Origin of the sequence: Bacillus sp. MYb209, assembly GCF_002975175.1 — a bacterium.
Taxonomy (GTDB): Bacteria; Bacillota; Bacilli; order Bacillales; family Bacillaceae_G; genus Bacillus_A.
In genome coordinates, this window is the sequence record NZ_PCNZ01000002.1 from 68503 (window position 1) to 92704 (window position 24202).

General features: G+C 37.2%; 22 protein-coding genes, 2 pseudogenes and 2 other annotated features. All 24 genes and pseudogenes read left to right on the top strand.

Annotation, left to right across the window (positions count from 1 at the left end; all coding sequences use genetic code 11):
• Positions 1 to 37 precede the first annotated feature (37 nt).
• The 24 genes and pseudogenes from spoVID to CQZ94_RS04030 all read left to right on the top strand — a co-directional run bounded on the left by spoVID (position 38) and on the right by CQZ94_RS04030 (position 24188).
• The gene (gene spoVID / locus CQZ94_RS03910) at positions 38 to 1045 is read left to right on the top strand and encodes a stage VI sporulation protein D (RefSeq protein WP_181149431.1); all 1008 of its coding nucleotides are present in this window, start codon (positions 38 to 40) and stop codon (positions 1043 to 1045) included.
• A gap of 72 nt (positions 1046 to 1117) precedes the next feature.
• On the top strand, positions 1118 to 2143 hold the full coding sequence (gene ysxE, locus CQZ94_RS03915; protein WP_105584366.1) for a spore coat protein YsxE: 1026 nt from the start codon (positions 1118 to 1120) through the stop codon (positions 2141 to 2143).
• A 134-nt stretch (positions 2144 to 2277) separates the two neighbouring features.
• Positions 2278 to 2509: a binding site (T-box leader), on the top strand.
• Between the two features lie 38 nt (positions 2510 to 2547).
• On the top strand, positions 2548 to 5193 hold the full coding sequence (locus CQZ94_RS03920; RefSeq protein WP_105584367.1) for a valine--tRNA ligase: 2646 nt from the start codon (positions 2548 to 2550) through the stop codon (positions 5191 to 5193).
• Between the two features lie 249 nt (positions 5194 to 5442).
• Entirely contained in the window at positions 5443 to 6744 is a 1302-nt protein-coding gene (locus CQZ94_RS03925; protein ID WP_105584368.1) for a bifunctional folylpolyglutamate synthase/dihydrofolate synthase, read from the top strand.
• Positions 6745 to 6908: 164 nt separating this feature from the next.
• The gene (locus tag CQZ94_RS03930; protein WP_105584369.1) at positions 6909 to 7871 is read left to right on the top strand and encodes a stage II sporulation protein B; all 963 of its coding nucleotides are present in this window, start codon (positions 6909 to 6911) and stop codon (positions 7869 to 7871) included.
• Between the two features lie 219 nt (positions 7872 to 8090).
• Positions 8091 to 8666 carry a Maf family protein gene (locus tag CQZ94_RS03940; RefSeq protein ID WP_105584370.1) on the top strand — a complete coding sequence of 192 codons (576 nt, stop codon included), beginning with the start codon at positions 8091 to 8093 and terminating at the stop codon, positions 8664 to 8666.
• 50 nt (positions 8667 to 8716) lie between these two features.
• A pseudogene (radC, locus tag CQZ94_RS03945) lies at positions 8717 to 9196 on the top strand (RadC family protein); the annotation flags it as partial.
• 558 nt (positions 9197 to 9754) lie between these two features.
• Positions 9755 to 11566 (top strand): reverse transcriptase/maturase family protein, encoded by a 1812-nt coding sequence (locus CQZ94_RS03950; protein ID WP_105584371.1) that lies wholly within the window; start codon positions 9755 to 9757, stop codon positions 11564 to 11566.
• A 103-nt stretch (positions 11567 to 11669) separates the two neighbouring features.
• Positions 11670 to 11873, top strand: a pseudogene (gene radC / locus CQZ94_RS03955) (DNA repair protein RadC); the annotation flags it as partial.
• A gap of 159 nt (positions 11874 to 12032) precedes the next feature.
• A complete protein-coding gene (mreB, locus tag CQZ94_RS03960) occupies positions 12033 to 13052 on the top strand; it encodes a cell shape-determining protein MreB (protein WP_000466738.1) in 1020 nt (339 codons plus the stop codon).
• Between the two features lie 41 nt (positions 13053 to 13093).
• Positions 13094 to 13945: a rod shape-determining protein MreC gene (gene mreC, locus CQZ94_RS03965; RefSeq protein ID WP_105584372.1), complete on the top strand. Its 852-nt coding sequence runs from the start codon at positions 13094 to 13096 to the stop codon at positions 13943 to 13945.
• A gap of 14 nt (positions 13946 to 13959) precedes the next feature.
• Positions 13960 to 14505: a rod shape-determining protein MreD gene (gene mreD, locus CQZ94_RS03970; RefSeq protein ID WP_105584373.1), complete on the top strand. Its 546-nt coding sequence runs from the start codon at positions 13960 to 13962 to the stop codon at positions 14503 to 14505.
• 35 nt (positions 14506 to 14540) lie between these two features.
• The gene (gene minC, locus CQZ94_RS03975; RefSeq protein ID WP_105584374.1) at positions 14541 to 15227 is read left to right on the top strand and encodes a septum site-determining protein MinC; all 687 of its coding nucleotides are present in this window, start codon (positions 14541 to 14543) and stop codon (positions 15225 to 15227) included.
• A 2-nt stretch (positions 15228 to 15229) separates the two neighbouring features.
• Positions 15230 to 16027, top strand: coding sequence for a septum site-determining protein MinD (gene minD / locus CQZ94_RS03980; RefSeq protein WP_000503308.1), 798 nt, complete (start codon positions 15230 to 15232; stop codon positions 16025 to 16027).
• Positions 16028 to 16160: 133 nt separating this feature from the next.
• On the top strand, positions 16161 to 16907 hold the full coding sequence (locus CQZ94_RS03985) for a M23 family metallopeptidase (protein ID WP_105584375.1): 747 nt from the start codon (positions 16161 to 16163) through the stop codon (positions 16905 to 16907).
• A complete protein-coding gene (locus CQZ94_RS03990; RefSeq protein WP_105584376.1) occupies positions 16900 to 17760 on the top strand; it encodes a M50 family metallopeptidase in 861 nt (286 codons plus the stop codon). The genes CQZ94_RS03985 and CQZ94_RS03990 overlap by 8 nt, the downstream gene beginning before the upstream one ends.
• Before the next feature lie 63 nt (positions 17761 to 17823).
• A complete protein-coding gene (locus CQZ94_RS03995; RefSeq protein WP_105584377.1) occupies positions 17824 to 19212 on the top strand; it encodes an Rne/Rng family ribonuclease in 1389 nt (462 codons plus the stop codon).
• A gap of 77 nt (positions 19213 to 19289) precedes the next feature.
• Positions 19290 to 19368, top strand: a sequence feature (ribosomal protein L21 leader region).
• 14 nt (positions 19369 to 19382) lie between these two features.
• Complete coding sequence (gene rplU / locus CQZ94_RS04000; protein ID WP_000270907.1) at positions 19383 to 19691, top strand: 50S ribosomal protein L21; 309 nt, start codon at positions 19383 to 19385, stop codon at positions 19689 to 19691.
• A gap of 11 nt (positions 19692 to 19702) precedes the next feature.
• Complete coding sequence (locus CQZ94_RS04005) at positions 19703 to 20047, top strand: ribosomal-processing cysteine protease Prp (protein WP_070144990.1); 345 nt, start codon at positions 19703 to 19705, stop codon at positions 20045 to 20047.
• 3 nt (positions 20048 to 20050) lie between these two features.
• The gene (rpmA, locus tag CQZ94_RS04010) at positions 20051 to 20341 is read left to right on the top strand and encodes a 50S ribosomal protein L27 (RefSeq protein ID WP_000944957.1); all 291 of its coding nucleotides are present in this window, start codon (positions 20051 to 20053) and stop codon (positions 20339 to 20341) included.
• 63 nt (positions 20342 to 20404) lie between these two features.
• Complete coding sequence (locus CQZ94_RS04015) at positions 20405 to 20953, top strand: sporulation initiation phosphotransferase B (RefSeq protein ID WP_105584378.1); 549 nt, start codon at positions 20405 to 20407, stop codon at positions 20951 to 20953.
• On the top strand, positions 20953 to 22236 hold the full coding sequence (obgE, locus tag CQZ94_RS04020; RefSeq protein WP_105584379.1) for a GTPase ObgE: 1284 nt from the start codon (positions 20953 to 20955) through the stop codon (positions 22234 to 22236). The genes CQZ94_RS04015 and obgE overlap by 1 nt, the downstream gene beginning before the upstream one ends.
• 172 nt (positions 22237 to 22408) lie before the next feature.
• On the top strand, positions 22409 to 23116 hold the full coding sequence (locus CQZ94_RS04025) for a response regulator transcription factor (protein WP_002112034.1): 708 nt from the start codon (positions 22409 to 22411) through the stop codon (positions 23114 to 23116).
• On the top strand, positions 23106 to 24188 hold the full coding sequence (locus tag CQZ94_RS04030) for a HAMP domain-containing histidine kinase (protein ID WP_142395746.1): 1083 nt from the start codon (positions 23106 to 23108) through the stop codon (positions 24186 to 24188). The genes CQZ94_RS04025 and CQZ94_RS04030 overlap by 11 nt, the downstream gene beginning before the upstream one ends.
• The last annotated feature ends 14 nt before the right edge of the window (positions 24189 to 24202 follow it).

The following is a 24202-nucleotide window of genomic DNA, read 5'->3' on the forward strand; positions in this document are numbered from 1 at the left end:
TTATTCATAAAGTAGGCCGTAGATACATAAATCTGTAATGACATATAGTTTGGGAGGGGGAAAAGAAGTGGCAACAGATCATTCATTACGATTTTCGTTAAAAGAATCTGTTTGGTTCCAAAAGGGACAGGAAGTCGAAGAACTTTTGTCAATTTCGTTAGATCCAGACGTTGAGATAGAAGAGCTCGATCATGAAGTTATCGTGAGAGGGCAATTAGATTTAACGGGAGAGTACGTTGCAAGGCAAGATGATTCAGCTTATTCATTAAGAGAGCTATCACCAGCAAAGGCAATTGATTATGTAGAAACAAGGGAAGACGGGGTTAATGAGCTTGTCCATTCCTTTCCGCTCGAAATATCAATTCCAAGAAATCGAGTGAAAGTAATTGAAGAATTATATGTATCAATCGAGGAATTTGATTATGAATTAAAGGAAACTGGTTGCTTACAACTGTTAGCGGATATATCTATTACAGGTTTATGTGACGAGGAAAGAACCGAGGATGAAGAGGAAGAGACGGTTTATGCCGAGTTGGAAGCTGATTCAGCTGAAGAGGATGAAAGTAGACCTGCGCCGCACGAAGAGGTACCAGCCTATAAAGAATCAGATGGATGGGAAGATTATGCATTTGAACCGTTTCAGCTAGAAGAAAGAAAAGAGCAAGAAATAGAAGAAGAGGCATTAGAAGAACATGAACTTGTGGAGCGTGAAGAGGAGAAAGAAACGACGCCGCAATTTGAATTGTTCGGGCGGAAAAATTTCAAGAAAGAAAAAGCGAAAAAGCAGGAAGAGCCAGAGGAAGAAGCATATTCACAGCGAGATGAAAATGCACTTTATTTAACGAAATTATTTACGAAAGAACCAGAAGAAGAATTTACGAAGTTAAGAATGTACTTCGTACAAGAAGGAGATACAATTGAATCGGTTGCAGAACGTTATGAAACGACTGTACAAAACTTATATCGTGTAAATCAATCAGAAGATATATATTTAACTACAGGGCAAATTATATATATTCCTGTTTCGAAAGCAACGGCGAAATAAGTGAGTGAGTTTTTTCACTCACCTCTTTTCTTTTCCTAGAAGCTATGTTTTGAATAAGAAAGGGTTATTCGTATGGATATTGAATTACGAAATCGCTATGAACCCATTGTGAGGCAATATAGATTGGACACTCAGCATATGGAAGAGCACGGAAGTGTAATGAAAATTTATACGAATCAAGGTCCGTATGCGTTAAAGAAAATACAAGATAGAAAATTAGAGCGGAATAATTTTTTGCACCATATTCAATATTTGAAGGAGAAAGGTTTTTCGAATTATGTACCTATCTATCATACGACGGACGGGAATTATGTTTTAAGTGATGGGACGTATAGTTATTATTTAATGCCTTGGTTAGAACGTGCGGAAGGAAATGGCGAAGATAATGATCAATACCATAAGATGTTTCAAACGCTCGGGACGTTGCATCAAAAAACGGTGAAAGAGGAGACTTATACAGAAGAAGATTTAGAAAAACATTATACAAATATATCCGACCGTTGGGAGAATGATGGTGAGATATTAGAAGAGTTTCTTTTAGAATCTGAAGCGAAGTGGTATATGTCCCCATTTGAATTACAATATTGTACGTATTATCACCATGTTATGAGAGCGCGTGAGTTTGCAACGAAACAATTAAGTGAATGGCATGATGCAATGAAAGAAAAGGAAAAAACACGTACTACTTTCGTTCATGGAAATGTATCGCTTAATCACTTTTTATTTGATTATGAACGAAACGGTTATTTTATTAGTTTAGAAAAGTCTCAGTTTGCTACACCGGTACAGGATATCGTCAGCTTTTATTCAAGGTCTTTGAACACATATCCAATTGCGCGGAGTGACCGCTTTGAATGGTATCAAATGTATCAAAAAAATTTTCCATTTACGAAAGAGGAGCAGCTTCTTATGTTTGCGTATATGACGTACCCGTCGCATTTTATTCGGCAAATTCAGTCGTATACGAAAAGAAGAAAGAGTCGTAATGAAGAAAATGAGCTTCGCGGGGTGAAAATTCTGCAGCAATCGCATTGGCTCATTAGTAATACAGAATATTTCCTTTCGCAATTACAAGCTGCCCAGCAAGGGAACGGATAAAGAAGATAAGTAGGGAGAACCCTGCTTATCTTTTTTTATTAGTTCCATAAAGAGATAAAGGTCGTAGTTTCAAATTTATCTTGACGAATAAGGTTTCGTTTTTTACACTATTGTATATAATAATTAACAATCACATAAATGCATTGAAGGGGAAGAGTATAACATGAAACGTCTTCAGAGAGGGGAACCATTGGCTGGGAGGTTCTCTAGATAGTTATGTTAGAAGGTAGCCCTGGAGCATCTTTTCTGAACGGAATGATTCTTATTAGGAAAAGACGGATTTGTCCGTTATCAAATTAAGAGTATAAGCAAATTCTGAATTTGTTTGTAAATAAAGGTGGTACCGCGATGTCCCTCGTCCTTTTTTGGATGAGGGGCATTTTTTATTTCAAGGAGGGAAAATAATGTCAAACACGGAAAAGAATTTACCAACTAAATATGATCATATGTCCGTTGAGGAAGGCCTTTACAAGTGGTGGCTTGAAGGCAAATATTTCGAAGCAACAGGAGATGAGAAGAAACAACCATATACAATTGTAATTCCACCTCCGAACGTAACTGGTAAGTTACACTTAGGTCATGCTTGGGATACGACGCTTCAAGATATTTTAACTCGTACAAAGCGTATGCAAGGTTACGATGTATTATGGCTTCCAGGAATGGACCATGCCGGTATCGCAACGCAAGCGAAAGTAGAAGGAAAACTTCGTGAAGAAGGTATTTCACGTTACGATCTTGGCCGTGAGAAATTCCTTGAAAAAGCTTGGGAATGGAAAGAAGAATACGCTTCTCACATTCGTCAACAATGGGGGAAAGTTGGTTTAGGACTAGACTATTCTCGTGAACGCTTCACATTAGACGAAGGTTTATCTAACGCTGTTAATAAAGTATTCGTTCAATTATATGAAAAAGGCTTAATTTACCGCGGTGAGTATATCATCAACTGGGATCCAGCAACACGCACAGCTCTTTCTGATATTGAAGTAATTCATAAAGAAGTTCAAGGTGCATTCTACCATATGAACTATCCGTTAACAGACGGTTCTGGTCACATTCGCCTTGCAACTACTCGTCCAGAAACAATGCTTGGTGATACAGCGGTAGCAGTTCATCCAGAAGATGATCGCTACAAACATTTAATCGGAAAAACAGTTACACTTCCAATCGTAGGCCGTGAGATTCCGATTATTGCTGATGAATACGTAGAAAAAGACTTTGGAACAGGCGTTGTAAAAATTACACCAGCTCATGACCCGAATGACTTTGAAGTAGGTAACCGTCATGACTTACCACGTATCTTAGTAATGAACGAAAATGGAACGATGAACGAAAAAGCTGGTAAGTATAACGGTATGGATCGTTTCGAATGCCGTAAAGAGTTAGTGAAAGACTTACAAGAAGCTGGCGTATTAGTAGAAATCGAGCCTCATATGCACTCAGTAGGTCATAGTGAGCGTAGCGGTGCAGTTGTTGAGCCTTATTTATCAACACAATGGTTCGTAAAAATGGCTCCACTTGCTGAAAAAGCAGTAGAGCTTCAACAAAAAGAAGAAGAAAAAGTAACGTTCGTACCAGAGCGTTTTGAAAACACATACTTACGCTGGATGGAAAACATTCATGACTGGTGTATTTCTCGTCAGTTATGGTGGGGACACCGCATTCCAGCTTGGTATCATAAAGAAACTGGTGAAGTATACGTAGGTACAGAAGCGCCAGTAGATCTTGAAAACTGGAATCAAGATAATGACGTGCTTGATACATGGTTTAGTTCAGCATTATGGCCATTCTCAACACTTGGCTGGCCGAATGAAGATGCAGCAGACTTTAAAAAGTTCTATTCAACAGATGCTTTAGTAACTGGTTATGACATCATCTTCTTCTGGGTATCTCGTATGATTTTCCAAGGTTTAGAGTTTACAGGAGAGCGTCCATTTAAAGATGTATTAATTCACGGTTTAGTTCGTGATGAGCAAGGACGTAAAATGAGTAAATCTCTTGGTAACGGTATTGATCCGATGGATGTTATCGAGAAGTACGGTGCAGATGCGATGCGTTACTTCTTATCAACAGGAAGTGCACCAGGTCAAGATTTACGTTTCAGCATGGAAAAAGTAGAATCTACTTGGAACTTCATTAATAAAATTTGGAACGCATCACGTTTCGTATTAATGAACATGGATGACATGAAGTATGAAGAAATCGATTTAACTGGTGAAAAATCAGTTGCGGATAAGTGGATTTTAACTCGCTTAAACGAAACAATCGAAAGCGTAACACGTAACATGGATAAATATGAGTTCGGTGAAGCTGGTCGTTCATTATACAACTTCATTTGGGATGATTTCTGTGACTGGTACATTGAAATGGCGAAACTTCCACTATACGGTGAAGATGAAGCAGCTAAGAAAACAACTCGTTCTATTTTAGCTTACGTATTAGACCAAACAATGCGTCTATTACATCCATTCATGCCATTTGTAACAGAGAAAATTTGGCAGCATTTACCGCATGAAGGCGAGTCTATTACAGTAGCAGCATGGCCAACAGTTCGCGAAGATTTACAAGATAAAGAAGCGGCAGCAGAAATGCACCTTCTAGTTGATATCATTCGCTCTGTTCGTAACATCCGTGCGGAAGTAAATACGCCAATGAGCAAAAAAGTTCAAATGCAAATTAAAGCAAAAGACGAGGTAGTACTAGCTCAGCTTACGAAAAACAGCTCTTACATTGAGCGTTTCTGTAACCCAAGTGAACTAACAATTAAGATTGATTTACAAGCGCCAGAAAAAGCGATGACTGCAATCGTATCAGGTGCAGAGTTATTCTTACCATTAGCTGATCTTATCAATCTTGATGAAGAGAAAGCGCGTCTTGAAAAAGAACTTGAGAAGTTCGATAAAGAAGTAGAACGTGTACAGAAGAAACTTTCAAACCAAGGATTCGTAGCGAAAGCTCCTGCAGAAGTTATTGACGGAGAGCGTGCGAAAGAGCAAGATTATCTAGAAAAACGCGAAGCAGTTCGTCAACGTCTAGCTGATCTTGAAAAATAAAGTGAAACTTTAATCAGTGGGGGTTTTGTTCATCCCCCACTGATTATTAGCCTTCACCAATCGGGCGTTTACGGGAAGCACGACTCCCGCCCAACTTCTTTGCTCTAGCTGAATTTTGAGGTGGGAGTCTTACTGCCCGGCAAATAGCGGGATAAAAATATTTTTCAGAGACTCACTATATTGGTGAGTCTCTTTTCTTTGCGTATAATAGAATTACGAAGTTTGTCTTTTGAAAGGGGAATAGCAAACGTGATACATACATACGAAGAAGCGATAAGCTGGATTCATAGCCGATTGAAATTTGGGATAAAACCAGGACTAGAAAGAATGCAATGGATGTTAGAAGAACTCGGAAATCCAGAGCGTCATATAAAATGTGTTCATCTTGCGGGCACAAATGGAAAAGGTTCAACTTTAACATATATGCGCTACATGCTAGAAGACGCGAAATATAAAGTAGGATCGTTTACATCGCCTTACATAGAAACATTCAATGAACGTATTAGTGTAAACGGAATACCGATTGCAGATGAAGAGATTGCAGAACTTGTAAATATGGTAAAGCCAGTCGTTGAAAAATTAGATGAGACGGACTTAGGAGAAGCGACTGAGTTTGAAATTATTACAGTAATGGCAATTTGTTATTTCGGTAAAGTTAATTTCTGTGATGTTGTTTTATTTGAAACGGGGCTTGGGGGAAGATTTGATTCTACAAATGTTATTCATCCGGTTCTCACGATTATTACGAATATCGGTCACGATCATATGCATATTTTAGGCAATACACTAGGAGAAATTGCATATGAAAAGGCAGGGATTATTAAGTCTGGTGTTCCAGTTATTACTGGTGTGAAAAATGAAGAAGCATTACAAGTAATTCAAAAGGTTGCTAAGGAAAATCATGCAAGCTTATATGAACTTGGAAAACAGTTTACAACACTACATAAACATTCTAATGAAGAGGGGGAACACTTTGATTTTGCTTGTCCATTCGCCTCGTTTGAAAATGTTCGGATTTCAATGAAAGGTATTCATCAAGTAGGCAATGCAGCACTAGCGCTTATGGCAGTAATGTATTTAAAAACATATTTATCATTTTTAATTGATGAAGAGGAAATAAAAGCTGGCTTACAAGAAGCATACTGGATTGGTCGATTTGAAAAGTTACAAAGTAATCCAGATATTATAATAGATGGTGCTCATAATCCAGAAGGTATTGAAAGTCTTGTAAAAACAGTAGAGGCACATTATAAAAAGAAGAATGTAATAGTTTTATTTACTGCTCTTGGTGACAAACAGTTACATAACATGGTAGGGCAATTAGAAAAAGTTGCTGATGAAATAATATTTACAACGTTTGCCTTTGATCGTGCCATTTCTGCTGACAAGCTTGCATCGTATTCGCAACAAGAGTCAAAATTAGTTTTTGAAGATTGGAAAGAGGCAATTGATACAAAGGTTGAAATGATAGGAGAACATGATGTTTTTATCATAACAGGTTCTCTGTATTTCATTTCCGAAGTTAGAAAATATATTCGCGAGAAAAACTAGATAGTCTTTGCTATCTAGTTTTTTGTTCTACAAATGAAGTCAAATGCATACATATAAGATAATAATATAGGGTTATTTGACGAATTCCTCTGACAAATATCTCGTTTTTTTGTGGAATGAATATGATATGATGCGGACAACGACAAGAGGTGAGGTGTGAGTGTATGGACAAGCAATCACGAACGATCTCGGTGAAAGTAAATGGAACAGAAGCGAAGTATGAGGAAAAAAAGAAGGATGAGTTTGACTGGATGGTAGCAGAAAGTGAAAGGTCACAAAATGTTGTGCCTTTTAAAAAAACAAAGACTCTGCCTATGGAACAGTACAGAAAGAAATGGAGCAATACAATAATCGCAATCGTTGCAACTGCAATTATTATTGGTACGGCGTTTGGAATGGGAATGCTGCATGTACTTAAAGGACAAGGGACGACGGGGGGAAGCGAAGTAACAGCTTCGAAGCAGACGGGGAATGAAGAACTAAAGGTGGGTGGAACGGCAGAACAAACACCAACACCGAAAGAGGAAAAACAAAAAGCACAAGTAGGAGCTGCATTAGAACCAATGAAACTATTTTTCGTTCAAGGAGGGCTTTATTCCTCTGAAGAAAAAGGACAGGCTGCTATTGAAGAGTGGAAAAGTAATGGGGGCGTGGCTACTTTGAAACCGAGTGGTGATAAGTATGCGTTAGTTGTTGCTATTACGAGCGATGAACAGGCTGTTAATCAATTAATAGATCAGTATAAGCAAGATGGTGTTTCAGTTTTGAAAAAAAATTGGGATATTACAGATAAAGTATTGCTCAAAAATGATAAAGAAGTAGGAATGTTTTTAGCGAAAGTGCAGCCATTATATACTCATTTAGCAAAATATGTGTCCAGCGTACAAACTAGTGGAAAAAGTAATCCAAAAGATGTAGAAGCGATTCAAAAAGAGTGGAAAGCTATTGAAAAGGAAGGCAAGAGTATGAAGCGTGAAGATGCGAAGAAGCTTTATACGTATACGTCAGTAGCGGTGCAAACGATTAAGGAAGGGAAGAGCGATAAGGAATCTGTAGCTAAATTAAATCAAGTTATTATTGATGGATTACTTTCGTACGAAAAAATGGTTTCACAAAAAGTAAAATAATAAGATAATGAGATGAAGGGGAAAGAAGTACATATACTTCTTTCTTTTCTTTTGAATTTAGAGCAAAGTGCTTTCTGTATGGGCAGCATATAATCGTATTTAAAAAGAACTATTATTTTGTTTAGAGAAAATGATATTTCTAGAATTTGTGGGGAAACTATTCCTTTGATACGATTGATTTGAATTATTCTGCTTCATGTGAGAAGGGAAGGAGAAAATATGAGGGAAATTATTTTAGCTTCAGGATCACCAAGGAGGAAGGAACTGCTTGAATTAGCAGATGTGCCATTTGAAATCGTTGTTAGTGAAGTAGAAGAGACGATTGGTGCATATTCATCACCTTCTGATATTGTTATGTCGCTTGCTTTGCAAAAAGCATCTGCTGTGGCAGAAAACCATAGTGATCACGTTGTACTAGGTGCAGATACAATTGTTACATATGATTCGCGTATTCTTGGAAAGCCGTCTAATGAGGCTGAGGCGAAAGAAATGTTACGATTATTATCGGGGAAAACACACGAAGTATACACAGGTGTTGCAATTATATCGAAAGAAAAAACGGTAACTTTTTATGAACGTACAGAAGTAACATTTTGGGAATTAACAGAAGAGGAAATAGACGTATACGTTGCATCGAAGGAACCACTTGATAAAGCAGGAAGCTATGGAATTCAAGGTAAAGGGTCTATTTTTGTTCAACATATTCAAGGGGACTACTACAGTGTAGTTGGCTTGCCAATTGCGCGTCTTGTCCGTGAATTAAAACAGCTTGATAGCGATGTAACCCATGCGTAAAATTGCATGGGGTTTTCTTTAGGAGAAATCGTAAAAAAAGGGGTGGAGAGATGAACGGTATTCGTGATGTTGTGAGAGAAGAACAGCCACGGGAGCGTTTATTGTTAGAAGGAGCAGGAAGTTTATCGAATCGAGAACTTCTTGCAGTTTTACTCAGAACGGGTTCTAAAGAAGAAACGGTGTTAACGTTATCAGATAATATTCTACATCATTTTGACGGCTTACGAATGTTAAAGGATGCAACGTTAGAAGAGATGATGAGCATTCATGGTGTTGGGATTGCAAAAGCGTCGCAGCTTATGGCTGCTTTTGAATTAGGTAGAAGAATGGTACGTTTAGAATATCAAAATAGATATAGTATTCGAAGTCCAGAAGATTGTGCGAGTTATATGATGGAAGAGATGCGTTTTTTGCAACAGGAGCATTTTGTTTGTTTATATTTGAATACGAAAAATCAAGTTATACATAGGCAAACGATTTTTATTGGAAGTTTAAATACGTCGATTGTGCACCCAAGGGAAGTTGTGCGCCCATAAGGGCATTTAGAAAATCTGCTTTGGCAAAGCAGTAGGGAAATATCATAATCTTTACCCTATCATCAGCCAGCTTATCCGTAAGGGAAACCGAGCGGGGAGTGTAGCATGCTGGCAAAGCCATAAGTTGTCTAGTTACCAAGACACGACTGAATGGCGAGATGAAACTCATAGACAAGGATGAAAGCTGGATTGCTTAAATGATAGCTCAAGGGGGACTACTGGGACCTTCAGCGGGAGGTAACGATAAACGCTGAATAGAATAAGCAGGTTCCTTAAAGGTTTCGAGGAACCTGAAATGATACTATTCTAACCAACTTCTGTATGGAAGTAACGAGCGAAAGTCATATCCGAAACTATGAATGCCTAAGTTTCTAAATGACTAAATGGGGATTGCCTAAGTTGGAACGCCACAAAGGCTATGACAAATGTGTCTTAATATCCAATAAGGCAACGGAACTCTCGTAGTAGTCCGAGGTAGGGAAAGCCTATTACATGGCGAAGGAGAGTAGTTTATCTAGTTTAATGCAAAATTGGGAAGGAGCGTGAGGCTCTATGAGAAATCCAAAAGTAGTATTAAGCAGTCTAACTTCCAAGGCGATTGAAGAAAATTACACATTTAAGCGATTATATCGGAATCTATATAACATTGAATTTTTCTTAGACGCATATGCCAAAATCTATCCTAATAAAGGAAGTAACACCAAAGGTGTAAATGAAGATACTATAGACGGCATGAGTGTAAAAAGAATAGATACTCTTATTGAAAAGCTTAGAAATCAAACATATCAACCTAATCCCGCAAGAAGAACTTATATTCCAAAAAAGAATGGGAAACTAAGACCTTTAGGATTACCAACCTTTGAGGATAAATTAGTTCAAGAAGTAGCTAGAAAAATTCTTGAAAGTATCTACGAACCTGCATTCTCTGAAAACTCACATGCTTTCAGACCAAACAGAAGTTGTCATACGGCTCTTAAGCAAATTAAACATACCTTTACTGGCACTCGCTGGTTTATCGAAGGTGACATAAAGGGATTCTTTGATAATATTGACCATCACACTCTTATCAACATCTTGAGAAGAAGAATCGAGGATGAAAAATTTATCAACTTGATTTGGAAATTTCTACGTGCTGGTTATGTGGAAGACTGGGTATTTCATAAAACATTCAGTGGAACTCCACAAGGTGGTATCATTAGCCCAACTCTCTCTAATATTTACCTTAATGAATTGGATAAATACATTGAAGAATATACATCGATATTCAATAAAGGTGATAAACGCAGACATAATCTAACCTACCATAATCTAGCATCGAAAATAACTTATCATAAACATAAGAATAAACGTGAATGGTCAAATTTAAACAAAGAAACTAGAGCTGTAAGAGCCAATGAATTGAAAGAACTCTACAAAAAGTTAATCAAACATGACAGTAAGGATCTGTTTGACCCGAATTATCGTAGAATGAAATATGTGAGATATGCAGATGATTTTCTTATTGGTGTTATAGCAAGCAAAGAAGAGGTAGAAGAAATCAAGAAGGATTTAACGATTTTTCTAGCTGATAAACTAAAACTTGAACTAAGTGCGGAAAAGACGCTGATTACACATAGCAAAAAGAATGCGAGATTTCTTGGGTATGATATAAGAGTAGCTAGGGATTGGCAAACAATGAAAATGCCTAACGGCACACAAAAAAGGAAATTTAATTTTCAAGCCAAACTCTTTGTACCTCACGAAAAATACATCAAAAAACTCATTGACCTTGGTGCATTAAGCCTCGGGAAAAATAATCAATGGAAACCGATTCATAGACCGTATTTACTCCGTAATGATGACATAGAAATCATAAGACAATACAATGCCGAAATAAGAGGACTGTACAATTATTATCGACTAGCTAGTAATGTGCATGTTCTGCAATCTTTCCGTCAAACCATGAAATACAGCATGATAAAAACTTATGCTAATAAATATAAAAGTACCGTTAGCAAGATAATCAATAAATTTTCTATAAACGGAAACTTTGGTATTCGCTACAAGACGAAAGATGGGCAACGTATTGCATACTTCATAGAACAAAAAATGGAAAATAATACAAAGACTAATAATGAAGAGGTTGATATAGAACCGATTACAGTTCAATTTGGTGGCAAAACAAGTCTCATTGAGCGCCTTTTAGCTGAAAAATGTGAATGGTGTGGTATAGATAATGTTCCATTAGAAATGCACCATGTCAACAAACTTAAGAATCTAAAAGGAAAAAAACGATGGGAACAAACCATGATTGCAAGAAATCGAAAAACAATCGCAATGTGTGTGAAATGCCACTATGACTTACACAATGGGAAGTTAGATTGATAAATGGAAAGCCGTATACTCTGAGAGGAGTACGTACGGTTTGGAGGGGAGTTCTTGGAAACCTGCTTAAGAAACTAAGTAAGGCGCCGGGTTCTTACCCTACTTTAAAGAAGCGTTCCGTCGGGCAGCAGCCTCTATTATATGTCTTCATAACCATCCCTCAGGAGATCCGGCGCCGAGCCGTGAAGATATTGAAGTTACAAAACGATTAGTAGAGTGTGGTCGAATTATCGGAATTGAAGTACTTGATCATATCATAATAGGTGACCATCAGTTCGTGAGTTTAAAGGAAAAAGGTCATATTTAAGACTATTCTTTTTACTTATTTTGTTTTATAATGTGATTTATGAGTTTTTTGTAGAAAATTATCTACAAAAAGGATGCAGATATAAAAAAAACGTACTGTTTTTATAAATATAAAGTAAGAAAAATGAGTCCGTGAAAATAAGAAGGGAAGATAAATGATATGTTTGGATTTGGTGGATTTACTCGCGATCTTGGAATAGACTTAGGAACAGCGAACACGCTTGTATATGTGAAAGGGAAAGGTGTAGTTTTACGTGAACCTTCAGTAGTAGCATTACAAACTGATACGAAACAAATCGTTGCGGTAGGTAGCGATGCAAAACAAATGATTGGTCGTACACCAGGAAACGTAGTGGCACTTCGCCCTATGAAAGATGGTGTAATTGCTGATTACGAAACAACAGCAACAATGATGAAATACTACATTCAACAAGCTCAAAAATCAAATGGATTCTTCTCACGTAAACCATACGTAATGGTATGTGTACCATCTGGTATTACAGCTGTAGAAAGACGTGCGGTAATCGATGCGACTCGTCAAGCTGGTGCTCGTGATGCTTATCCAATCGAAGAGCCATTTGCAGCAGCAATTGGTGCAAACTTACCTGTTTGGGAGCCGACTGGTAGTATGGTTGTTGATATCGGTGGTGGTACAACAGAAGTTGCAATTATTTCTTTAGGTGGTATTGTAACAAGTCAATCAGTTCGTGTTGCTGGTGATGATATGGACGACTCAATCATTCAGTACATTAAGAAGAGCTATAACTTAATGATCGGTGAAAGAACAGCAGAAGCATTAAAATTAGAAATCGGTTCTGCAGGCGAGCCAGAAGGTATCGAGCCTATGGAAATTCGCGGTCGTGATTTAGTAAGTGGTTTACCAAAAACAGTACTAATTCAACCAGAAGAAATTGCAGATGCATTAAAAGATACAGTAGATGCAATTGTAGAATCAGTTAAAAATACGTTAGAAAAAACTCCACCTGAATTAGCAGCGGATATTATGGACCGTGGTATCGTATTAACAGGTGGTGGGGCATTACTACGTAACTTAGATAAAGTGATTAGTGAAGAAACAAATATGCCAGTTCTTGTTGCAGAAAATCCATTAGATTGCGTAGCAATTGGAACGGGTAAAGCATTAGATAATATCGACCTTTTCAAAACTGCTGCTCGATAATATTGCAAAATAAAAATCAATGAAATTAAGAGGGTGTGAACGTGCCACAGTTTTTCTTAAACAAAAGATTAATTGTTTTGTTAGTTAGTATTATTCTTCTCGTGGCATTGATTGGAATCTCATTGAAAGAACGGAACAGTTTATCATGGCCAGAGCAGTTTATAAAAGATACTGTCGGTGTTGTAGAACGTGTATTCCAAAAGCCAGCGAATTATGTTGCCGGATTCTTCGAGAACGTAGAAGATGTAAAGCGCACGTATGAAGAGAATAAAGAATTAAAAGCAAAATTAGATAACTATGCAAAGTTATCAGGTGAAGTAAAGCAATTAGAGGATGATAAAAAGAAATTACAAGAGTTAACTGGTAAAAAAGAGTTGCCTAGCGATTATACTGAAATTCCAGCTACTGTTGTTTCTCGTAATCCAGATAAATGGTACGATTTAATTGGAATTGATAAAGGGGCACAGCAAGGAATTAAAAAAGATATGGCTGTAGTAACTTCACAAGGTTTAGTTGGACGTGTGAAAAGTGTATCGCAGTTTACATCATCAGTAGAGTTGTTAAGTTCTATGAGCCGAACAAATCGTGTTTCTGCTATTGTAAAAGGGCAAGAAAATATCTTTGGTTTAATCGAAGGTTATGACAAAGAAAAACAATTGCTTCTTTTCACAAAGATTGGTTCTGATGCAAAAGTAGCTAAAGATCAACTAGTTGTAACGTCTGGACTTGGGGATATTTTCCCGAAAGGGCTTGTGATCGGAACAATCGTTGATGTTCAGCCAGATCCATACGGTTTAACAAAGACTGCTTATGTAAAACCTGCAGCTGATTTAAATGACGTGGAGCATATTACGGTTGCCAAACGCCATATGCCTTCGGCGCCGTTAGAATAGGAGGGGAAGAAGAGATGATGAAGATTTTAAAAAGAGCAGCTCTTCCTCTTTTGCTCCTTTTTGTTTTTTTATTTGAAAATATGTTCTCTACTGTTGTTCCAACAGACGTCTTTTGGAAAGAGAGTATAGCAGCACCTCATTTCTTTATAATTGTGTTATGTTTTATTACGGTGTACTATAGTCCGGTTCAAGGGATTTACTACGGACTATTATTTGGTTTCTTATTTGATACCGTATACACAGAACTTGTCGGTATATATATATTTGCTTATCCGATTTTAGCTTATTTAGTTTATAGTGTGATGAAGGTATTACAATTGAATTTATTTATTGTCGCTTCTATCGTACTGGCTGGCATTGCAGCATTAGAGTATTATGTGTATGGGTTTTTAACTTTGTTAGGACGTACTCACATGTCAGCATCTGTCTTTTTCACAGATCGTCTCCTTGCTACTTTATTGCTAAATGGAATTTTCCTATTAATAGTTTGTTTCCCACTGAGACGATATTTAGTGCGTCTTTCAAAAGCGATAGAAGAAAAAGAAAAAAGGATTTTCTAATTTTATGTCGAATTGAATCGGTGGGGTGAACTTTAGTGGAAGAAAAAAAGCAACAAAATGTAACGATAAAAGGGACAAAAGATGGAATAACACTTCATTTAGATGATTGCTGTTCATTCTCTGAACTACTAAAAGAATTGGATGAAAAGCTTTCTACACATTACTATGAGGGTGACGGACGTTCTTTAATTGAAGTGCGTGTTAAAGTAGGAAATCGCTATTTAACAGAAGTACAACAAGAAGGGATTCGTACGTTAATTCGCAATAAGAAGAACCTTGTTGTAGAATCAATCGAAAGTGATGTTATAACAAAAGCAGAAGCAATATCTTGGAAAGAAGAAACAGAAATTGTCCCTATTTCCAAAATTGTTCGCTCTGGACAAGTGTTACATGTAAAAGGAAATTTATTATTAATTGGAGATGTTAATCCAGGCGGAACGGTTATCGCTGGGGGGAATATTTTTGTCGTGGGATCATTAAGAGGAATTGCACATGCGGGGTATGATGGAGATTCAGAAGCTGTTATTGCTGCATCTATTATGAACCCTATGCAACTCCGAATTAGTGATGTGACAATGCGGGCTCCGGAAGAGAAAGAAGACGGAGCAGAGGCGGCAGAATGTGCGTACATTAATGAGAACAATCACATTGTTGTCGATCGCCTGCAACTTCTCACTCATCTTAGACCTAATTTAACAAAGTTAGAAAGGGGAATTGTATAGCTGTGGGAGAGGCAATAGTAATTACATCTGGAAAAGGCGGAGTAGGTAAAACTACAACGTCTGCGAACATTGGTACAGCCCTTGCGTTATCTGGAAAAAAAGTGTGTTTAATTGATACAGATATCGGTTTACGCAATTTAGACGTAGTAATGGGGCTGGAAAATCGTATTGTATTTGATCTTGTTGATGTCGTTGAAGGGCGTTGTCGTTTACCTCAGGCTCTTATTAAAGATAAGCGTTTTGATGATCTTTATTTATTACCTGCAGCACAAACGAGCGACAAATCGGCGGTAACACCTGAACAAATGGATGAATTAATACAAGTATTACGTCAAGATTATGATTACATATTAATTGATTGTCCTGCGGGGATTGAGCAGGGATTTAAAAATGCTGTAGCAGGTGCGGATAAAGCAATCGTTGTAACAACACCAGAAGTATCCTCAATGCGTGATGCGGATCGTATTATCGGGCTTTTAGAGAAAGAGGATATTGAACCACCGAAACTTGTCATTAACCGTGTGCGTAGTCATATGCTTCATGAACAGGATATGTTAGATGTTGATGAAATCGTACGTACACTGTCAATCGAGCTTCTTGGGGTTGTCGAGGATGATGATGAAGTTATTCGTGCTACGAATACAGGTGAACCTGTAGCACTGCAACCTAGTGGGAAAGCAGCAATAGCTTATCGTAATATTGCAAGACGCTTATTAGGTGAGAATGTACCATTACAAGCATTTGAACAAGAAAAAGTATCGGTATTTACAAAGATGAAAAATTTCTTTGGAATCCGTTAAAAGCACTTCGCATAAATGCGGAGTGCTTTCTTTTTTCTTCGCATGAATATCTTCCTTCTATAACTCATACATATGTACAAACTGTATATAACTGTTTCTATTTGAATAAGGCTAACGAAAGAAAGGAGACCGTATGAAGAATAGAAGAGTGGAAGAAATTAAAAAGCGGATTGCGAAAAGGAAAGCAGAGCAAGAATTGCTAGAAGAAGAGCGGTATTTTGCGGGAGGAGATTTTGATAGCGAAACGGTCTTTATTGAAGAGGGGGAGAAGGAATTTCATCCTCTATTTCGAAAAGAAGTTTTTCTCTTCAAAGTTTTGCTATCAGCAATATTAGTTCTTTCAGTTGCTATTTTATTTAAGAACGCACCTTCTTCTTTTGATGGTACTAGAGCTGTTACAGAAAAAGTTATGCAAGAAGAATTTCAATTTGCTACTATATCGAAATGGTATGAAAATCAGTTTGGAAAACCTCTCGTGTTCTTTTCTCCAAATGAGAAAAAAGAAGAGGCTATTCAGCAAAAGGATTATGCGATTCCTGCCTCTGGAAAGGTGATGCAAGGATTTCAAAAAAACGGCCAGGGTGTATTTGTTCAAACGGCTACAAATGCAACTGTGGAGTCAGTAAATGAAGGTATAGTTGTTTTTGCGGGCAAGAAAGAGGAACTTGGAAATACAGTTCAAATTCAGCACGCTGATGGCACGGAGTCTTGGTACGGAAATTTAAACGATATGTCAGTGAAGTTATATGATTACGTTTCGAAAAAACAAAAAATCGGAACGGTGAATAGTGACGAAAATAATAAAAACGGTAAATTTTATTTTGCGATGAAAAAGAATGAAAAATTTATTGATCCTATTCAGGTGATTTCATTTGATTAAATATAGAGATGTTTTCACGAAAATTTCTGTGCATCCGTTGTTTTGGGTTATTATTGTCATTGGTATTTTTACGGCGCGTTTTAAAGAGTTACTATTGTTATTTTGTATCGTTCTCATTCATGAACTTGGGCATGCTTTTGCCGCAGCGTATTATAATTGGCGTATTAAACAAATTCAGCTTTTGCCGTTTGGTGGCGTAGTTGAGATGGAGGAACATGGGAATAAATCGTTAAAAGAAGAATTAATTGTCGTTATGGCGGGGCCAATTCAGCATATATGGATGATTGCGGTCGCTTACATTTTGTATCAAGCAGGCTGGGTAACTGATGATTTGTACCATTTCTTTGTATGGAATAATGTCATTATTTTAGGGTTTAATTTATTGCCTATTTGGCCACTTGATGGCGGAAAAGTATTATTTAATGTATTATCATATCGTTTTCCCTATTTACAAGCACATGAAAAGATGATGAAATTGTCATGTGTTTTTTTTAGTGTAATATTAGGATGGCAGTTACTTTGGAATAGTAATAACATTATGATGTGGGTATTACTCGTTTTTCTAGCGATTTCTTTATATCAAGAATGGAAACAAAGACGGTACGCATTTATGCGTTTTTTATTAGAACGTTATTATGGGAATAAAAGAGATATTGAAAAAATAGCACCTATTGAGGTGAAAACGGAAGATCATTTATATACGATTTTCACAAAATTTCGCAGAGGATATAAGCACTCTATTATCGTCCATGGAAAATATAAAGAGCATTACACATTGGACGAAAATGAATTGTTGTATGCGTATTTTGCTGAAAAACGAACAACTTCATCTATTGAAGAATTAATTGGTTAGTGTTGACGACGACACTAACCTTTTATATTGTAAGGAAAAGAAGTGAAAAGTGAGGAAATAATTTTGAAGACGTTATATATTAATTACACTGGTTTGGAAAAGCGTGTTGCGATAGAAGAGAAACAAAAAATTGTCGAGCTTTTATGGAAACGGAATGAAGAGCAGGAGATTGTCGGACATATTTATGTTGGGCGTATCGTAAGAACAATTGCTGGGATGAACGCAGCCTTTGTAAATATCGGATTAGAAAAACATGCATATCTTTCGTATGATGATGTACCATCTTCATATCGCATACATGAAGGGCAGGCGATACTTGTACAAGTTGTGAAAGAGGCAATTGATACGAAAGGGCCAAAATTAACAGCGAATATAGAATTTACCGGAAAATATGTCGTTTACATGCCGTATGATGACATGCGCGCTGTTTCTCGGAAAATAAAAAATAATAAAAGAAGACAACAGTTACTCGAAATTGAAGTAGAAGGAACGGGTGGATACATTTTCCGTTCTGCTTCTGAAAAAGGAGAAATTGAAGAAATACAAGCCGAAATGCAAGGGTTGCAGCAGTTATATGAAGAGTTAAAAAGAAAAGAAGATCAAGGGAAGGCGCCCTTACTACTTCATCAACCAGCGACGTTTTTAGATCGTGTATTTCAGGAGAACCCAATTGAAACGATTGAAAAAGTAGTTGTAGATACGAGAAGTATAGTAAAAGAATTAGAAGAAAAAGTAGGGAAAGAAAGAGTATCCTTTTATAATGAAAAATCTTCGATGTTTAACCATTTTGGAATAGATCGTGAAATCGAGAAAGCACTTCAAAAAATTGTGTGGCTACCAAATGGTGCCTATCTAATTGTAGAACAAATGGAGACGATGACTGTAATTGATGTGAATACAGGTAAATTTACTGGAAAACAAAATTTACAAGATACCGTATTTCGCACAAATGAAATGGCTGCTGAAGAGATTGCTCGTCAATTAAGACTTCGTGATATTGGCGGGATGATATTAATTGATTTTATTAATATGAAAAGACGGGAAGATAAAGAGAAGGTAAGAGAACGCCTCATAGCTGCTATGCAAGATGATCGCACATATACAAGAGTGCTTGGGTTTACAGAGTTAGGTATTTTAGAGATGACGCGAAAACGTAAGAAGCATTCGTTACGTGACGTATTATTAGAAGAATGTGTACCTTGTAAAGCGACGGGGTATGTTATGTCTTATGAAACAATTGCATATGAGCTAGAGAGAGAGTTAATTACATATGGCAATATAGAAGATGAAGCAGTATTAATCGCTGCACCAAAAATTTTGCAAAAACATTTTTTACAAAAAGAATTACAAAAAAATATTCCAGTTGAAATTTATTTCAAAGATGATATTATCGAAAAGTACGCTATTATCCGTTTTGGAAGTAAGAAAGAAATTGTAGAACGGAAAAAATAGTTAGCAGAACATTCATTGACAATAGTCAATGATTCATGGTAACATCTTTATGTTATAGTTTATAGCACCTAAACTGCTATATGCTACAACCGCACAAGACAGGTTCCTTAAAGGCATTTTATGTCTACCTCGTTTTTGGCGAGTCTTAGTAATTAAGAGGAGGTGCAAGTATGTACGCAATTATCGAAACAGGTGGAAAACAAATTAAAGTTGAAGCTGGTCAAGCAATCTACATTGAAAAATTAGATGTTGAAGCTGGTGAAACTGTTACTTTTGACAAAGTTCTTTTCGTTGGTGGCGAAAACGTGAAAGTTGGTAGCCCAGTTGTAGAAGGTGCAACAGTTACTGCGAAAGTTGAAAAACAAGGTCGCGCTAAGAAAATCATCGTTTTCAAATACAAAGCGAAAAAGAACAATCGTAAGAAACAAGGTCATCGTCAACCTTACACTAAGCTAGTAGTTGAAGCTATCAACGCTTAATTCTGGTTAAGATGATTAAGATTACGATAAGTCGCACGAAACTAGGAAGTATCCAATCATTTAAAATGACTGGACATGCCAATTATGCGCCACATGGACAAGACCTTGTCTGTGCTGGAACTACAGCGGTCGTGTTTGGTTCTATAAATGCAGTGGAAGAACTTTGTAAAGTGCAGGCAACTATTGAACTCGGAAGTGATGGCGGATTCTTAACGTATGAATTGCCTAATGATTTAGACGTTCATGCAGCAGAAAAAGCACAGATACTTTTAGAAGGATTGGTTGTTTCGCTTAAGACGATTGAACTTGATTACGGAAAGTATATCCGTTTAATAGAAAAAGTGCAGGAGGTGTAACGTATGTTAAGATTAGATCTTCAGTTTTTCGCATCTAAGAAAGGTGTAGGTAGTACAAAGAACGGTCGTGACTCTCAGTCAAAACGTCTTGGTGCTAAACGCGCAGATGGTCAAACGGTTTCAGGTGGTTCAATTCTTTACCGTCAACGCGGTACAAAAATTTATCCAGGTGTTAACGTTGGTCGTGGTGGCGATGACACTTTATACGCGAAAGTTGACGGCGTAGTACGCTTTGAGCGTCTTGGTCGTGACCGCAAACAAGTGAGCGTATATCCTGTTGCTCAAGAAGCATAAGAACTCACGGAAAACTCTAACCTGAGTGCAGGTTAGAGTTTTTCTATATTAAGGGGTATCTAAATGAATGAAAAATGGACAATTATAGATGCGTTGCGCCATTCAAGACATGATTGGCTCAATCGTTTGCAGATGGTTAAAGGAAATCTTTCCCTTGGAAAAGTGGAAGAGATTCATAGGCTCATCGATCGTTTTGTCCAAGAAGCCAGACAAGAATCCAATCTGATAGGGCTATCAATGCCTTTATTTTCAGAGTGGATTTTAACATATAATTGGAAACAGCAACCGTGCTTATTGGAGTACGAAGTATTAGGAGAATTACATAACTTATCTCATATCGATGAGACTGTATGTACATGGACGAATCAATTTTTCTTAATGCTTCAGCATAGTTTAGACGTATATGTTGAAAATTATGTTTGTATCACAATTGAATGTGACGCGGATAATGCTCGTTTCTTTTTTGATTTTCGTGGAAAGCTAACGAATGTAGAAGAACTACAGAACTGGCTTGCGAACCAAAACAATAAATGGTATTCCATTTCTTATGCAGTACGAGACGAAGAAGTCTCGGTTGTATTACAACTAATCGAAAAAAGTGTGGTGAGATAATGTTTGTAGATCAGGTCAAGATATATGTAAAAGGCGGCGACGGTGGTAACGGAATGGTTGCGTATCGTCGTGAGAAGTATGTTCCAAAAGGTGGCCCAGCAGGTGGCGACGGTGGTAAAGGTGCAGATGTTGTTTTTGTTGTTGAGGAAGGCTTACGTACATTAATGGACTTCCGCTACCAACGTCATTTCAAAGCTGATCGCGGTCAGCACGGAATGAGTAAAGGTCAGCACGGTCGTAAATCTGAAGATTTAATCGTAAAGGTTCCACCAGGAACAATAGTGAAAGATGAAAAAACAGGTCAAATTCTTGCCGATTTAGTAACACATGAACAAACAGCTGTAATCGCAAGAGGTGGCCGTGGTGGCCGTGGTAACTCACGTTTCGCAACAGCAACGAATCCAGCGCCTGAAATCGCTGAGAACGGGGAACCAGGTCAAGAACGTGATGTCATTCTAGAACTTAAAGTGCTAGCAGATGTTGGACTTGTTGGATTCCCAAGTGTAGGTAAATCTACATTATTATCTGTTGTATCATCAGCGCGTCCGAAAATTGCAGAATATCACTTTACAACAATCGTTCCGAATCTTGGTGTTGTTGAAACTAGTGATAACCGCAGTTTCGTTATGGCTGACCTTCCTGGACTAATTGAGGGGGCACATTCCGGTGTCGGACTTGGACACCAATTCTTACGTCATATCGAGCGTACACGTGTTATTGTGCATGTTATTGATATGTCTGGTTTAGAAGGACGTGACCCATATGAAGATTATGTCACAATCAATAATGAACTAAAAGAATACAATATGCGTTTAACTGAGCGTCCACAAGTTGTTGTTGCAAACAAAATGGATATGCCAGATGCAGAAGAAAACTTACAAGGATTTAAAGAGAAAGTGGGAGACGAAGTAAAAATCTTCCCAATCTCAGCTGTAGCGAAACAAGGTGTTCGTGACTTGCTATTTGAAGTAGCGAACTTGTTAGAAACAACACCAGAATTCCCAATGTACGATGATGTAGAAGAATCTGAAGCAAGTGTAATGTACAAATTTGAATCTGAAGCTAATTTTGAAATTACACGCGAAAGTGATGGTACATTTGTCATTTCTGGTTATGACATTGAGAAAACATTCAAGATGACAGACTTCTCACGTGATGAATCTGTACGTCGATTTGCTCGTCAAATGCGTGGTATGGGTATCGATGAAGCCCTTCGTGCACGTGGTGCTCAAGATGGAGATATTGTAAAAATTCTTGAATATCAATTTGAATTTATCGATTAAGACTGCCGAAATATGGCGGTCTTTTTTTTTCGCTATTTGAGTCCAGTAAAGATCCGATTCGCATAGGTGAACCATAAGTCGATATAGGAAAAAATCCCCATTGATTAAAGTTTCAATTTATAATAGAAAAAGAAGTGACTTTAGGAGAATATTTTATGGGGAGAAAAGGAACATGTATAAAATATTAATTGTAGAAGATGATGAAAAAATTGCAGAAATATTAGAGGAGCATTTAGAAAGGTATGGATATCAATCTTTCAGAGTAAGCGATTTACGGCATATAAAAGATGAGTTTGTAAAAGTAAGTCCTCATCTTGTGTTACTTGATATTAATTTACCATACTTTGATGGCTTCTACTGGTGCCGCCAAATCCGCATTGTATCGAATGCGCCAATTATTTTCGTTTCTGCAAGGACAGGGGAAATGGATCAAGTGATGGCGATTGAGAATGGCGGGGATGATTATATTACAAAGCCGTTCCATTTAGATATCGTAATGGCAAAGGTGAAGAGTGCACTTCGCCGCGGGTATGGTGAGTATGCTTTGGCCGCGGAAAGTGATTGTTTAGGTGTTAATGGATTGTTATTATTTCCATCACAGCACACAGTAGAGTGGAAAGGGCAACAAACTGAACTTACAAAAAATGAATTTTATTTATTAGAATGTTTAATGAAACAAGCGAATCAATACGTGACACGTGAAGAGCTGTTAGAGGCCTTATGGGATGAAGTAGCTTTTGTTGATGATAATACATTAACTGTGAATGTAAAGCGTGTAAGGAAGAAATTAGAGGAGTTAGGTATTAAAAATGCAATTGTAACGAAACGTGGATACGGTTATGCGCTTCTTACAGAGTGGGGCGAAGGGCATGAAGGCTAAAAGTTACCTCATAGACCGCTTTTCTTTAATTCTTTCTTATATTGTAAGCCTTTGTTTATTTGGACTCGTATTGCAGTTACAAAGTCTTTTAGAAAAAAGATCAATTGATTGGAGTACGTGGTTATACGGACTGTTATTAGGGACAGTTGTGTTTACTGTATACCTCATTTACGATTACCGAAAACGAAGTGTGTTTTTAAAGAGAATCGAAAAATATGTTGCTGGCGGAAATACATTACATGATTCTTTACTTATTGATACTTCGTATACGGTAGAGCAAGAGATGGTCGTTGAGTCTTTTACGTTGCTAAGACAGCAATATATGAATGAAGTTCATAAACAGCATGCAAAAGAACAACAGCAAATGATATTTATGAACCAATGGATTCATCAAATGAAAACACCAGTATCCGTTATTGAATTATTGTTACAGAAATATGGTAAGGAACACCGTGAAGCAAGGAGAACGATTGAAAGTATTCGTGAAGAAAATAACCGTATTTTAAATGGGTTAGATTTAGCGTTACATATGGCGAGGTTAGATCAGTTTTCAAAAGACTATAAAGTAGAAGTAGTAAATGTTATAGATGTCATTCGAGATATTATTAATGAAAATAGAAAGTCTTTCATTCAATCTTCTGTATTTCCGAAAGTGATGTTTGAAGAAGATACTTGTATGGTTGCATCTGATAGAAAATGGCTGAGTATTGCTATAGGTCAAATTGTTGTAAATGCAATTAAGTATACAAAAATTTCAGAAGCAGAGAAAAAAGAAATTCAATTTCAAATTGAAGAGAAGGATCAAAAGGTGTTACTGCATATTCGAGATAATGGAATTGGTATTCCAGAGCAAGATGTAAAGCGTATATTTGATCCGTTCTTTACGGGAGTAAACGGCCGTAAAACGAGGGAAGCAACTGGAATGGGTTTATATATTACGAAGGAAATTTGCGGTAATTTACATCATGGAATTTATGTACAATCAACAGAAGATGAAGGGACAACATTTACGTTCCAATTTGCAAAAGATGAAGAATATCATACATTAATGAGAAAAATGACAAAATTGTAAGATAACAAAACGTT

Excerpts from the sequence above, each read along its gene's own strand:
- CQZ94_RS04005 (WP_070144990.1), top strand. The coding sequence starts at position 19,703 with ATGATTAAGATTACGATAAGTCGCACGAAACTAGGAAGTATCCAATCA.
- CQZ94_RS03940 (WP_105584370.1), top strand. The coding sequence starts at position 8,091 with ATGAGGGAAATTATTTTAGCTTCAGGATCACCAAGGAGGAAGGAACTG.
- obgE (WP_105584379.1), top strand. The coding sequence starts at position 20,953 with ATGTTTGTAGATCAGGTCAAGATATATGTAAAAGGCGGCGACGGTGGT.
- CQZ94_RS04015 (WP_105584378.1), top strand. The coding sequence starts at position 20,405 with ATGAATGAAAAATGGACAATTATAGATGCGTTGCGCCATTCAAGACAT.
- mreB (WP_000466738.1), top strand. The coding sequence starts at position 12,033 with ATGTTTGGATTTGGTGGATTTACTCGCGATCTTGGAATAGACTTAGGA.
- CQZ94_RS03950 (WP_105584371.1), top strand. The coding sequence starts at position 9,755 with ATGAGAAATCCAAAAGTAGTATTAAGCAGTCTAACTTCCAAGGCGATT.
- CQZ94_RS04030 (WP_142395746.1), top strand. The coding sequence starts at position 23,106 with ATGAAGGCTAAAAGTTACCTCATAGACCGCTTTTCTTTAATTCTTTCT.
- rplU (WP_000270907.1), top strand. The coding sequence starts at position 19,383 with ATGTACGCAATTATCGAAACAGGTGGAAAACAAATTAAAGTTGAAGCT.
- rpmA (WP_000944957.1), top strand. The coding sequence starts at position 20,051 with ATGTTAAGATTAGATCTTCAGTTTTTCGCATCTAAGAAAGGTGTAGGT.
- CQZ94_RS03985 (WP_105584375.1), top strand. The coding sequence starts at position 16,161 with ATGAAGAATAGAAGAGTGGAAGAAATTAAAAAGCGGATTGCGAAAAGG.
- spoVID (WP_181149431.1), top strand. The coding sequence starts at position 38 with ATGACATATAGTTTGGGAGGGGGAAAAGAAGTGGCAACAGATCATTCA.
- mreD (WP_105584373.1), top strand. The coding sequence starts at position 13,960 with ATGATGAAGATTTTAAAAAGAGCAGCTCTTCCTCTTTTGCTCCTTTTT.
- CQZ94_RS03930 (WP_105584369.1), top strand. The coding sequence starts at position 6,909 with ATGGACAAGCAATCACGAACGATCTCGGTGAAAGTAAATGGAACAGAA.
- ysxE (WP_105584366.1), top strand. The coding sequence starts at position 1,118 with ATGGATATTGAATTACGAAATCGCTATGAACCCATTGTGAGGCAATAT.
- CQZ94_RS03920 (WP_105584367.1), top strand. The coding sequence starts at position 2,548 with ATGTCAAACACGGAAAAGAATTTACCAACTAAATATGATCATATGTCC.
- CQZ94_RS04025 (WP_002112034.1), top strand. The coding sequence starts at position 22,409 with ATGTATAAAATATTAATTGTAGAAGATGATGAAAAAATTGCAGAAATA.